The organism is Streptomyces marinisediminis, from assembly GCF_026262575.1.
Taxonomy (GTDB): domain Bacteria; phylum Actinomycetota; class Actinomycetes; order Streptomycetales; family Streptomycetaceae; genus Streptomyces; species Streptomyces marinisediminis.
Genome location: NZ_JAPKFL010000006.1, coordinates 95702 through 109003, shown reverse-complemented (window position 1 = coordinate 109003; position 13302 = coordinate 95702). Strand labels below are relative to the sequence as shown.

8 protein-coding genes are annotated in these 13302 nt (G+C 70.8%); 6 read left to right on the top strand and 2 right to left on the bottom strand.

Annotated elements, in window-relative coordinates; all coding sequences use genetic code 11:
• Window positions 1–470 precede the first annotated feature (470 nt).
• From OSB71_RS06965 to pglX, 4 genes are all read left to right on the top strand, one after another.
• Window positions 471–806 (top strand): ArsR/SmtB family transcription factor, encoded by a 336-nt coding sequence (locus OSB71_RS06965; RefSeq protein WP_265945378.1) that lies wholly within the window; start codon window positions 471–473, stop codon window positions 804–806.
• Window positions 806–1549 carry a cation diffusion facilitator family transporter gene (locus OSB71_RS06960; protein ID WP_265945376.1) on the top strand — a complete coding sequence of 248 codons (744 nt, stop codon included), beginning with the start codon at window positions 806–808 and terminating at the stop codon, window positions 1547–1549. The genes OSB71_RS06965 and OSB71_RS06960 overlap by 1 nt, the downstream gene beginning before the upstream one ends.
• A 261-nt stretch (window positions 1550–1810) precedes the next feature.
• A complete protein-coding gene (pglW, locus tag OSB71_RS06955; RefSeq protein ID WP_265945374.1) occupies window positions 1811–6625 on the top strand; it encodes a BREX system serine/threonine kinase PglW in 4815 nt (1604 codons plus the stop codon).
• Window positions 6622–10245, top strand: a complete 3624-nt coding sequence (pglX, locus tag OSB71_RS06950; RefSeq protein ID WP_265945372.1) for a BREX-2 system adenine-specific DNA-methyltransferase PglX — start codon at window positions 6622–6624, stop codon at window positions 10243–10245. Before pglW ends, pglX begins: the two co-directional genes overlap by 4 nt.
• Window positions 10246–10310: 65 nt before the next feature.
• On the opposite strand, the gene OSB71_RS06945 is transcribed toward pglX, so the two are convergent.
• Together OSB71_RS06945 and OSB71_RS06940 are read right to left on the bottom strand one after the other, a co-directional pair.
• Window positions 10311–10520, bottom strand: coding sequence for a DUF397 domain-containing protein (locus OSB71_RS06945; RefSeq protein ID WP_265945370.1), 210 nt, complete (start codon window positions 10518–10520; stop codon window positions 10311–10313).
• Entirely contained in the window at window positions 10502–11344 is an 843-nt protein-coding gene (locus OSB71_RS06940) for a helix-turn-helix domain-containing protein (protein ID WP_265945368.1), read from the bottom strand. Before OSB71_RS06940 ends, OSB71_RS06945 begins: the two co-directional genes overlap by 19 nt.
• Window positions 11345–11797: 453 nt before the next feature.
• On the opposite strand from OSB71_RS06940, the gene fxlM reads away from it, so the two are divergent.
• Entirely contained in the window at window positions 11798–13036 is a 1239-nt protein-coding gene (gene fxlM, locus OSB71_RS06935) for a methyltransferase, FxLD system (RefSeq protein WP_265945366.1), read from the top strand.
• Between the two features lie 23 nt (window positions 13037–13059).
• Window positions 13060–13248, top strand: a complete 189-nt coding sequence (locus tag OSB71_RS06930) for an FxLD family lanthipeptide (RefSeq protein ID WP_265945364.1) — start codon at window positions 13060–13062, stop codon at window positions 13246–13248.
• Window positions 13249–13302 lie beyond the last annotated feature (54 nt).

The following is a 13302-nucleotide window of genomic DNA, read 5'->3' as shown; positions in this document are numbered from 1 at the left end:
GCAGGGCGGGAGGAACTCATCGTTCGGCAACCCGGACCAGCCGCCGGACACCGGCCCGGCGTGCACGGTGAGCACAGTGGGGCTTTGCCGACGTGCCGGGTGAGCAGGGGGTCGCTGGGCTGACAGCGAACGTGAAGCCCTCGGCGGGCGGATGCCCGACCAGGGCCCCCCGTCCGTCAGGGGTCCCGTGTGCTCGTCCACCGACAGAACGGGCGGGAGGGCGCAGGAGAAGTCGGCGACAGCTCACGGGTGTGGTGCCGGAGGTGTCGGGCCCCCGGCGTGCGGCTCCGGAGCCCGGTGCGGCATGTTGCGCTCGCTGGGACCCGGCGGAGCACGGCCTCCGGGGCGCCGCGCGCGGCGTGGCAAGCGTGGCAAGCGGCGGCGGCGCAAGCCTCCGGAGCCCACCGGAGCGCCGCGACCCACATAAGACACGCTTTCATGAATTCACGCTTCGATGTATCGTCGGGCGGGTGCTTACCCTCGCGACCGACATCGACGCACTGGCCCGCTTCGGCCGGGCGCTGGCCGACCCGATCCGGTGCCGGGTCCTCCTCGCCCTGCGGGACGCGCCACGCCACCCGGCCGACCTCGCGGAAGCGCTGGACGTCTCCCGCACCCGGCTGTCGAACCACCTGGCCTGCCTGCGCGACTGCGGCCTGGTCGTCGCCGTACCGCAGGGGCGGCGCGTGCGCTACGAACTCGCCGACTCCCGCCTCGGCCACGCCCTCGACGACCTGCGCGACGCCGTGCTCGCCGTCGAGGCCGACCGCACCTGCCCCGACGCCGCCGAGCAGGGGTGCTGCTGATGGCCTCCCTGGAGCTGGACCCCTCCCCGGCGCGGCGGGAGGTCCTCACCCGCCGCGTGAGATGGCTGGTCGCCGCGACCATCGCCTACAACGTCGTCGAGGCCGTCGTCGCCCTGACCTTCGGCACCATGGCCTCCTCCACCGCCCTGATCGGCTTCGGGCTCGACTCGGTCGTCGAGGTCTCCTCCGCCACGGCGGTGGCCTGGCAGTTCTCCGCGACGGACGACGCGGTGCGCGAGTCGCGGGAGAAGACGGCGCTGCGCGTCATCGCCTTCTCCTTCTTCGCCCTGGCCGCCTACGTCACCCTCGACGCGATCCGCTCCCTGCTGGGCAGCGGCGAGGCGGACGGCTCCCTGCCGGGCATCGTCATCGCTGCGCTGTCCCTGGCCGTCATGCCGTTCCTGTCCTACGCACAGCGCCGGACCGGCCGCGAACTGGGGTCGGCCTCGGCCGTGGCCGACTCCAAGCAGACCCTGCTGTGCACCTACCTCTCCGCCGTCCTGCTGGTCGGGCTGCTGGCCAACGCCACGCTCGGCTGGTCCTGGGCCGACCCCCTCGCCGCCCTCGTCATCGCCGGCATAGCCGTCAGGGAGGGCCGCGAGGCCTGGCGCGGGGACGGCTGCTGCGCCGCGCCCCCCGCCGCCGTGCTCACCGCGTCTCCGGCAGCGGACCAGCCCGCCGATGACGCGTGCGGCTGCGCGACCGGCGGCTCCTGCCGCACGCCGAGCGGCGACCGCCGGTGAGCGCCGCCGCGTAGGCCCGGCCCGCGACCGGGCCTGTGACCGGTCGGGCCCGGCGCCGGTGGAGCCGCTGTTCGGCCGAGCCGCCTGCCGCCGCCCCGGGGTACGTAACCGGTCGGTTACGCTGCTGGTCCCCCGGGGCCGGTGTCATCGGGCGCGGCTAGAGTTTCGCCAGGTTCGTCGGCGTTGCGCGGGAGCGTGCGGAGGCCGGGGCGGGCGGGCGGACGGGCACGGAGTACGTGGGACGTAGGCGGGGAGTCGCGCATGCGGGAAGGCCGGTGGACGACGGTCACCGAGTCCGAGTTCGACCACGAGCGCCGTGGCCTGGAGGCCATTCGCGAGCGGTTGCCGGACGCCGACCCCTGGCGGGCCTGGTCGAACTTCACGTTCACCGCGAACACCGGGCACGTGCGCGAGGTGGATCTGCTCGTCGTCGCACCGGCCGGTGTGTGGATGGTCGAGCTCAAGCACTGGCACGGCTCGGTCACCAGCGAGAACGGCACCTGGGTGCAGACCAGGCCGGGTGGGCGCCGCGAGTCACACGGCAACCCGCTGCACCTGGTCAACAAGAAGGCCAAGGAGCTGGCCGCCCTGCTCGGCAGCGCCGGTCGGCGGGTGTGGGTCGCCGAGGCGGTGTGCTTCACCGATGACAGCCTGCGGATCCGGCTGCCCCCGCACGAGCAGCACGGCGTGCACACCGTCGCCCAGCTCGTGCGGATGCTGAGGCAGCCGCCGCGTGACGAGCGCCGCCGCGTGACGGTGACCGCCTCGCGCGAGGTCAAGGGGGCGCTGGAGCGCGTCGGCATCCGCAAGAGCGACGCCGAGTACAGGGTCGGCCCCTACCGGCTGGAGCGCAAGGCGTTCGACTCCGGGAAGACGTGGGCCGACTACCTGGCCCAGCACACCGAGCTGCCCGAGCCCGCCCGGGTGCGCATCTACCTGCGTGAGCGGGGGTCGGACGCGTCGCTGCGCCAGTCGGTGGACAACGCCGCCCGGCGGGAGGCGGCGGTGCTGCGCCGCTTCCGCCACCCCGGGGTCGTCCAGCTCAGGCAGTACGACCCCTCCGGCCACTCGGCGGGCCCGGCGCTGATCTTCGACTACCACCCGCAGACGCTGCGCCTGGACGAGTACCTGCTCCAGTACGGGGACAAGCTGGACATCCTGGCCCGGATGGCGCTCGTGCGGCAGCTCGCCGAGACGGTGCGCTCCGCCCACTCCAGCCGTATCCACCACCGGGGCCTGGCCGCCCGCTCGGTGCACGTCGTCCCCCGCGACCGGGGCCGCCGGAGCGGGGCGATCGGTGAGGAGGCGGCCTGGCTCGCCCCGCGCCTGCAGCTCTCCGACTGGCACATCGCCACCCAGCGCGGCGGCACCGACGGCGGCTCGGCGCCCGGCGCGGCGGGCGGGGGGAGGCGTCTGGCGCCGACCGCGCTGTCCGTCGCCCACCTCTCCGACGACTCCGACCCGTATCTGGCACCCGAGTTGACGGCGCTCAGGGCGGATCCGGTGTCCTTGGACGTGTACGGCCTCGGCGTCCTCACCTACCTGCTGGCCACCGGCACGGCACCGGCCGCGAGCCAGGCCGAACTGCTGGCCCGGCTGGAGGCGGGCGAGGGCCTGCGTCCCAGCGCGCTCGTCGACGGTCTGTCCGAGGACATCGACGATCTGGTGCAGGCGGCCACCGCGTACCGTCCCGAGCAGCGGCTCTCCACGGTGGACGAGTTCCTGGAGATGCTGGAGTGCGTCGAGGACGGTCTCACCGCCCCGACGGCGGCGCCCGCACCGGAGGGCGACGAGGCCGGCGCCGCGGCGGGGGCAGCCACCGCCGTCCCGGAGAAGGACCCGCTGGAGGCCGTCGCCGGGGACGTCCTGGCCGGTCGTTGGGAGATCCGCCGCCGCCTGGGCACGGGGTCGACGAGCCGCGCCTTCCTCGTGCGCGATCTCCAGGCCGCGCAGCGCGGCACCCGGGCGCTGGCCGTGCTGAAGGTCGCCCTGTCCGACAGCCGGGGCGAGGTGCTGGCCCGCGAGGCCGAGGTGATGGGCCGGCTGCGGCCGGACTCGCGGATCATCCGGCTCGTCGAGCGCGCGCCGCTGCGGATCGCGGGGCGTACCGCCCTCGTCCTGGAGTACGTGGGCGACGAGCGCGAGGACGACGTCGAGGGCGAGGGGCCCACGGCGTCCGGCACCCGCACGCGGCACCGCGAGGAGACGGTCGCCCGGCAGTTGCGCGAGGGCGGCCGCCTCCGGCTGGACCAGCTCGAAGCCTACGGCGACTACCTCTTCGGCGCGGTCGACTTCCTGGAGGGCGAGAGCATCTGGCACCGCGACATCAAGCCGGACAACATCGCCGTCCGCATCCGCCCCAACCGCACCCGCGAGCTGGTCCTCATCGACTTCTCGCTGGCCGGCTACCCGGCGAAGGACTACGAGGCGGGTACCGAGGGCTACCTCGATCCGTTCATCGGGCGACTGACCCGCACCGCCTACGACTCGCACGCCGAGCGCTACGCCGTCGCCGTGACGCTGCACGAGATGGCCTCGGGCGAGCTGCCCCGGTGGGGCGACGGCTCGGTGCCGCCGCACATGACGGACGCCGAGGAGTTCCCGCACCCGGTCATCGCCGCCGACGCCTTCGAGTCCCCGGTGCGCGACGGGCTGCTCGCCTTCTTCCGCAAGGCCCTGCACCGGGAAGCCGCCCAGCGCTTCCCCGAGCTGAAGCCGATGCGGGACGCGTGGAAGCGCGTCTTCCTGGACGCCTCGCAGACGGTGCCCTCCAGCCACCGTTCGCGCCGCGCGGAGGCGGAGTCCACCGCCGGAACGGCCCCGGGGACCGCGGCCGGAGCCGGGGCCGGGGCCGACGCCGCCGGAGCCGCCGACGCCGACCCGGCGGCCGGGCGGGCGGCCGGGCACCCGGCCGCCATCGCGGACGCCGAGCCGCTCACCGCCGAGCAGGAGCGCGAACGGCTCGCCGCCGTCGTCACCCGGGACACGCACCTGTCGGCCTCCGGCCTCTCCCCCGCCGCCGAGTCCTTCCTCTACGGCCTGGGCATCACCACCGTCGGCGAACTCCTCGACTACAGCCGCCGCAAGCTGCTCAACGCGCCGGGCCTGGGCGCCAAGACGCGCGGCGAGGTGCAGCGCCGCCAGCGCGAGTGGGGCGAGCGGCTGCGCGAGGCCCCGCTCTCCCCGCTGACGCCGCGCGGCCGGGCGGAAGCCCGCGAGGAGCTGGCGCAGCTCACCCGCGCGGAGTCCGCCGTCCTCGGTTCCCTCGCGACGAGTGCGGGCGCGGGCGGGCTGAGCGGCAAGGCGCTGCGCTCGGTCAGCCTCGACACGCTGGCCACCGTGCTCGTCCCCGCGCTGAACAACAACCGCTCCAACCACAACAAGGTGGAGACGGTCCGCCTCCTGCTGCGGCTGCCCGACGAGCACGGGGAGCTGCCCGGCATCGGCGTCTGGCCCAGGCAGAAGGACGTCGCCGACGCGCTGGGCCTGTCCGCCGGACGCATCCCGCAGCTCCTCAAGGAGGAGCGCAAGCGCTGGAAGAAGGACCCCGCGGTGCGGGCCCTGCGCGATGAGATCACCGACCTGCTCGTGGGGCTGGGCCGGGTCGCCTCCGCCGTCGAGATCGCGGACGCGCTCGCCGTGCGGCGCGGCACGCAGCTCGCCGAACGCGGGCAGCGCCGCGCGCTGGCCCTGGCCGCCGTCCGCGCCGTCGTGGAGGTGGAGCAACTGGAGCCCGCCGAGGCGGAGTTCCAGCACCAGCCGAACCGCAGGGCGACGCAGGAGGAGCTGGGCGCGGGTCTGCTCGCGCTGGACGTCCGCGAGGACGACGCCCCCGACACCCCGACGGCCCCCGGACTGCTGGACTACGCGACGCGGCTGGGCCGGACGGCCGACCGCCTGGCCCGCCTGGACACCCTGCCGACGGCGACGACGGTGCTCGGCGAGCTGGGCGCGCTCACCCCGCCGCCCGGTGCGGTGGAGTGGGACGAACGCCGCCTGGTCGAGCTGGCGGCGGCGGCCTCCGCCAACGCGGCGGCCACCCCCCGGCTGGAGATCTACCCGCGCGACCTGCCGCTGGTGCGCGCCCTGCGGCTCACCCAGGCCGGCTTGGTCCGGCCGAACCCCGGCGTCCCGGAGGAACGACAGCCCGGCGTGACCGCGACCGAGATCCACGAGCGGGTACGGGCCCGCTTCCCCGAGCTCGTCGTCCCCCACCCGCGCGGCGGCACGACCCACGAGCTGCCCACCGGCGGCCCGCTCACCAAGGCGCTGCGCGAGGCCGGCTTCGACCTGAAGCTGGCCACCCGCGAGGACACCGGCACCTCGCGCTACCTGCCCGCCCGCCCGGACACCGCGTCGAGCTACCTGACGACGGACGCCTGGCGCCGGTCCACCGGCGTCGGCGCCGTGACCCGGTACGCCGACGACCCGTCGCTGGCGGGCGCCGTGCGCGCGGAGGAGCGGCTGACGGCCTCCGCCCGCCGCGACGGCTACCGGGTGCTCACCGTCCACCAGGACAGCTTCCACGCGGCGGCGCGGCAGCTCGCCCGCGCGGACCGGACGAACGCGCAGGTCGTCTCCGTCACGGAACTGTTCCTCACGGCGCTGCGCGGGCTCGTGCCGCCGGGCACCAAGCCGACGTGGGAGACGCTGCTCAAGGCGGACGCCGCCGAGCCCGGCTCCCGCGGCGCGGTGAAGTTCGCCGAGTACGCGCGCACGGCCTGGGGCGCGGTGGAGCCGCAGGTGCGCGCGCTGCTGACCGGCGGTGACGGGAACGCCGGGAGCGCGGCCGGCCCCGGCCCGGTCCTGCTGACGGAGGCGGCGGTGTTCGCGCGCTACGACGCGATGGGCGTGCTGGACCGGCTGGCGGAGGCCGCCCGGCGGGGCGGTCGCGGGCTGTGGCTGCTGGTGCCGCAGCCCGACCCGGCGCGGGAGCCGAAGCTGGGCCAGGTCGCGGTGGCGCACCAGGCCGGGCTGGGCGAGTGGATCGAACTTCCGGACGCGTGGGTCAACAACGCCCACCGGTCCGGCGAGCAGGGCGTCGAAGCCCAGGGAACCGAGGGAGTGGCCACGTGATCGACCGCAAGGCGTTGCTGGAGGACCTGAAGAGGCAGGTCAAGGCGGTCGAGGCGGATCTCGGGCAGCAGGTGAGGGAGCTGCCGGAGGTGGGTGCGAAGCTCCGCGCCGAGTACGACCAGGCCCGCACGCTCGGCCGCACGGCGGCGACGTGGAACTCCTGGCTGGACGAGCGCGTCACACAGGTCGCGGTGGCCTGGGTCCTCGGCACGGTCTTCGTCCGCTTCTGCGAGGACAACGAGCTGATCCCGGAGCCCTACCTGACGGCTCCGGAGACGGACCGCCTCGACGTGGCGCTGGCCCGCTTCGAGGACTACGTCGCCACGTCGGACGACCCGACGTACCGGGGCTGGCTGGAGCACGCCTTCGACGAACTGGGCGCGGGGCAGGCCGGACGCCTCCTCTTCGACCGCCGCCACAACCCGCTCTACCAGATCCCCCTCTCCCACGACGGCGCCCGGGACCTGGTGGACTTCTGGCGCGAGCGCGACGAGTCGGGGACCCTCGTCCACGACTTCACGGACCGGCTCAACGAGGACGGCACGGAAGGGTGGGACACGCGCTTCCTGGGCGATCTCTACCAGGACCTGAGCGAAGCCGCCCGCAAGACGTACGCGCTGCTCCAGACCCCGGAGTTCGTGGAGGAGTTCATCCTCGACCGGACGATGGACCCGGCGGTCCGCGAGTTCGGCTACGAGGAACTGAAGATGATCGACCCCACCTGCGGGTCGGGGCACTTCGTACTGGGCGCGTTCCGGCGCCTGCTGCGGCTGTGGGGCGAGGGCCAGCCCGGCCGTGACGTGCACGAGCGCGTACGGGCCGCGCTGGACTCCGTCCACGGCGTCGACATCAACCCCTTCGCCGTGGCCATCGCCCGCTTCCGGCTGCTGGTCGCCGCGATGGCGGCGAGCGGCGTCCGGACGATGGCCGAGGCCAACCGGTACGCGTGGCCGATGCACCTCGCGGTGGGCGACTCCCTGATCAAGCACCGGCAGGACGCCCTGTTCGCGGAGGCGGACCTCCTCGGTGGAGGCGGCGACGGCGACGAACTGGCCGACTTCAAGTACGCCCCCGAGGACATCCACGAGCACCCCGGCATCCTGGAACCGGGCCGGTACCACGTGGTGGTGGGGAACCCGCCGTACATCACGGTGAAGGACAAAAAGCTCAACGCGCTGTACCGGGAGCTGTACGACGCCTGTGGTGGCACGTACGCGTTGTCGGTGCCGTTCGCCCAACGGTTCTTCGAACTCGCCTGCCGAGGAGACGCTGAAGGCAGCGGCTACGGCATGGTGGGCCAGATCACCGCGAACTCGTTCATGAAGCGCGAGTTCGGAACGAAGCTGATCGAGTCCTTCTTCCGCGACAAAGTGGAATTGACGGAGGTCATCGACACTTCCGGCGCTTATATCCCAGGGCACGGGACGCCGACTGTTATTCTCATCGGCACACGCCGCTCGGGCAGCACCCGCTCAGCAACGATCCGCACCGTTCGTAGCGTCCAAGGCGAACCTGCCGCGCCAAAGCGTGGCGAAGATGGCTTTGTGTGGCGTGCAATTGTGCGGCAGGTCGATAACCCTGGGTCAGCTAACTCATGGATTTCCGTAGACGATCTAGAGCGGGAACGCTACTTCGGGGCCCAACCATGGATTTTGACTGATGGGGGCCTTGAGCTGGTTGAGACCCTGGAAATGGCCTCCACCACAACTCTCTCCTCACTGATTCATGACATTGGAGCTGGAGCCGTCACAAGAGAGGACAGCGCATATCTAGTTGGCTCCGGATTCCTCAACCGGCGCGGCATCTCCAAAAGCTTTCACCGCCCTTTGATTGAAGGGACCGAAGTTCGCGACCTTCGAATCAATGGGACCACTGCAACAATCTGGCCCTATTCTGGAGATTCACTCAAAGCGGCGACGAACCGCGAAGTCGATCAAGCCTTGTGGCCCAACAAGACTCTACTGAGGCAGCGGTCAGCCTTCGGCAAGAATCAGCAAGAACGAAACCTTACCTGGTTCGAATACTCAATGTTTTTTAGGGAGCGGTACCGCGCTAGGCTCTCGATTCCCTTCGCGTTCGTCGCATCACACAATCACTTCGCCTTGGCCCGCAAGGGCAGCGTATTCAAGCACTCAGCACCCGTAATCATTCTCAAGGATGATTGCTCAGACCAGGATTACCGAAACATTTGGGCGCTCCTGAATTCATCAACCGTGTGCTTCTGGATGAAGCAGGTGAACTACGGAAATGGCGGAGATCCTGTCGGAAGCGATGGCGCAAGGGTAAGCGCGCAACCCTGGTCTGAACGCTTCCAATTCAATGCCACGCCGATGATGCGCCTTCCTTTGCCGGGCGCCAACCCAAAATCTCTCGCCACAGAACTGGATAACCTAGCCCAGCTAACCGCTGACGACGCCTCGACCATTGCAACTGCACCTGCCTCATCAGCTAATCTCCGTCAGGCGCGTGAGGCTTGGCACTGCAACCGCACAAGACTCATCGCATTGCAGGAAGAGTTGGACTGGCACGTCTACCACCTCTACAACCTACACCCGCAAGACCTAAGAGTTTCCGAAAATCCAAAATCGCCTGAAATCCCTAACATTTCACTCGGTGAACGAGCTTTTGAAATTGTACTCGCCCGACGCGCCACGGCTGGAGAAGCCAGCGACGAGTGGTTCAAGCGGCATGGCTCTACGCCGATCACCGAGATTCCGGAACACTGGCCAGCCGCATACCGCGAGGTTGTGCAGAAGCGGATTGACGCCATCGAGTCGTCGCGTGCCATCGGGATGATCGAGCGGCCGGAGTACAAGCGGCGGTGGGCTACCGAAGGGTGGGACTCGCTTCAGGAGAAGGCGCTGCGCGCCTGGCTGTTGGATCGGATCGAGGCGCGGGAGCACTGGTTCGACGAGAACGGCATGCCTGCGCTGGTCACGCTGTCGCGGTTGACTGATGCGCTGTCGCAGGACGAGGACTTCGTGTCCGTGGCGAAGATCTACGCGCCGCGTAAGGAGCTTCCTGCCGTCGTCGCGGAGTTGATGAGCGACGAGCACGTGCCGTTCCTCGCCGCGTTGCGGTACAAGCCGTCCGGGCTCAAGAAGCGGGCCGACTGGGAGCACGTCTGGGACCTCCAGCGGCAGGAGGACGCCGCCCCGGACGAGCAGGCCAAGCGGAAGATCCGTGACACCATCCCCGTCCCGCCGAAGTACACGTCCGCCGACTTCCTGCGGCCCTCCTACTGGCGAGCACGCGGCAAGCTGGACGTGCCCAAGGAGCGGTTCATCTCCTACGGGCAGACCAACGTTGCGACGCCGCAGCTCTACGGCTGGGCCGGGTGGGATCACCAGGAGCAGGCGTACGCCCTCGACACCTACATCGCCACGCACGAAGCGCTGACCGCCGAGGAGCTGACGCCCTTCCTCGCCGGACTGCTGGAGCTCCAGCCCTGGCTGGATCAGTGGCACAACGAGTTCGACGCGGCCTTCAGCTCCTCCCCGGCCGCGTTCTTCCGGGGTGACCGGCAGATGGTGCAGGGCGAGCACGGCCTCACCGACGACGATCTGCGCGCCTGGCGCCCGCCCGCTGCGACGCGAGGCCGCCGCGCGGCGAAGAAGTAGTCCCGCACGCAACGTCAACGGCTCCTGCGATCCACTGATCGCAGGAGCCGTTGCGTGCACGTGGCTCAGGCCGTGAGCTGTCCGTTCTTCACCCCTCCGACGAACGACGTCCAGCCGCTCACGGGGAAGGCGAGTACGGGGCCATGCGGCGCCTTGCTGTCCCGCACGGGGACAACAGCGGCGAAGTCGTCAGAGACCTCAACGCACTCGCCACCGTCCGAGTTGCTGTAAGAGCTCTTGCGCCACGTAGCGGCACTCAGGTCGACGGTTCGCACGGTACTTCCTCCAAGATGGCCAGGACGAACTTCAGCGACGCGGTCGGAGACATCGCCAGGTCGCGCATCGCATCGTACGCTCGCTGCAAGCGCTCGACCGGTGCGTTCGCCTCGATCAGTTCGCCTCGATGTGCGTTCTCCGTGTACGCAACGGTACGCCCGTCCACGAGCCGCAGGAACATGAGAGTCGTGCTGTCGAGCCCGTGCATACCCGCTGCCAAGGGCAGTACATGCAACGTCACGTTCGGCCGTTCTGCCACCTCAGCGACATGCTGCAACTGCTCGCGCCACTCCCCCTGGTCGCTCAGCGGCGTGCGCAGCACCGCTTCCGACAGGATGGTCCGGAACGGTGGGGCGTCGTCACCCTCCAGCAGTTCGCGTCGGCCCATCCGGGCCTCGACCTGTTGGTCCAGCTCAGGACGCTTCAAGCCACCCGCTGACAGCACTTCCCGCGCGTACCCCGGCGTCTGCAACAGCCCCGGCAGCACGCTCACCGCGAAGTGCCACAGGCTCACCGCTTCGGCCTCCAGCGTCATGTAGCGCCGGTAGCGTTCGCGGAACTGCGTCTTGTCGCCGGCGGCCAGCTCCCACATGGCCAGGAGCAGGCCCGGGGTGCCGTAGAAGTCGTCCAGCGCTTCGGCGACCTCGGGGCTGCCGATGGTGTCGCCCTTCTCCATCTTGCCGAACAGCGACCAGTCCCAGCCCATCCGCTCTCCGAGTTGCCGCAGGGTGATGCCCTGCTGCGACCGCAGTCTCCGCAGCTCCTCGGCGAACCGCTGGCGTGGCTCCTGGCTCCGGCCCGTGACGACGCGACGTTGCGGCATGCGGTGTTCCCCTCCGTGCTGGCCGTTGGTCCCGCCCGTGGAAGGTGTGGAACAAGCGTGGAACGACGCGGAACCCATCCCGCCCCGTCCACTCCCCAGCACTCCCCTGGCGGCCAAGCTTGTGATGAAGCTGTTACGAACCGTAGTTCGCATCCCCGGCCCTTCGCAGGTATACCGCCAGATATCCACAGAAAGAGTCGTCGGCGCCGGACCGGATTGCTGCGCTGAGCCCGAGGGGGGAGACAGCCGCGTCCGGAACCCCGACCCCGGAAGCGCACTCCCCACACCGCCCCTGCGTTCGAACCCCGCCTCCGCCGACGGAGCGTCTTCCGCTTCGGCCTGCGCTCGCCTTCACTGACGCGAGAAGCCACGTACTTTCCCTCGGCCGCTCCGGACAGGCCACCCCCACACAACGCACCACCAAGGAGTTACGGCGTGACTACACTCCGGCCGATGACCACTCAGAGTCCCGACCCCGCTCGGATCGATTCCCTGCGCGAGAAGATGATCGCCGAGCTGCGCAAGCTGGGCGCGATCCGTACCGAAGTAGTCGAGCAGGCGGTCCGCACCGTCGGCCGGCACCTGTTCATGCCCGAGGAGACGCTGGAGAAGGCCTACGCCCCCGAGCACGCGCTGATCACCAAGAGGGACGAGAACGGGACGTCCCTCAGCTCCGTCAGCGCCGCCCGCGTCCAGGCGTTCATGCTGGAGCAGGCCGACATCCGCCCCGGCATGCGGGTGCTGGAGATCGGCAGCGGCGGCTACAACGCCGCCCTGATCGCCGAGCTGGTCGGCGAGAGCGGCGAGGTCACCACGATCGACATCGACGCCGACGTCATCGACCGCGCAGGCAAGCTGCTGCCCGCCGCCGGATACGGCCGCGTGCACGTCCTGGTCGGCGACGGCGCCGACGGGGAGCCCACCCATGCCCCCTACGACCGGATCGTGGTCACCGTCGAGGCCGCCGACCTCGCCCCGGCCTGGGTGGACCAGCTCGCCGAGAACGGGCGGATCGTCGTGCCGCTCCGGCTGCGGGGCCTGACCTGGTCGGTCGCCTTCCAGCGGGAGGACACCGCGCTGACGGCGAGGGACTTCGAGGTCTGCGGGTTCGTCCCGATGCGCGGGGCCGGAGCCCGTGACGAGCGCCTGGTGGTGCTGCACGACGGCGAAGACGAAGAGGTCGGCCTGCGCCTGGACGAAGGCCAGGTCGACGCCGACCGGATGCGCAAGGCCCTGGCCGGCCCGCGCACCGAGGCATGGTCCTCAGTGACGCTCGGGCTGGGCCTCCCGTACGACGACCTGGAACTGTGGCTGGTCTCGGCGCTGCCCGAGTTCGCGCTGCTGGCCGCCACCCGCGAGGCCCGTGACCGCGGCGTGGTCGCGTCCTGGTCCCGCCGCGGAGTGGCGACGCTCCTCGACCGGGCCTCCGGCTCCTTCGCCTATCTGACGATGCGCCCGACCACACCCGAGCGGCAGGTGTTCGAGTTCGGCGCCGTCGGCCATGGGCCCGAGGCCGCCAGGACCGCGGAGGCGCTGATCGCCCAGATCCGCACGTGGCACCGCGATCACCGGGGCCACCAGCCCGAGCTGAGGGCCTTCCCCGCCCTCACCGGTGACCAGCGGCTGCCCGCCGGGGCGGTGCTGGACGGGTCCGCCTTCCGCTTCACGATCTCCTGGCCCGCCGGGCACTGACGCTCCGAGCAGGCCAGGTGTACGTGCACATCCCTCACTCACCCCTGGAGGAAACAGTGGACGCCGCCCGAGTAAGCACGACCGACAGCGACTTCGACCTGGACGTGACCTTCGCGGAGAAGGGCACGGTCATCGCGGAGCTGATGAACAAGACCAGCGACAACTGCGGCAGCACCAGCGAGAGCGCCTGCGCCGGCTGCATCACCGATTGATCAGGGTGACGCCGGGCCCGGTGCCCGGACCTGCATCGCAAGGTCCGGCGCCGG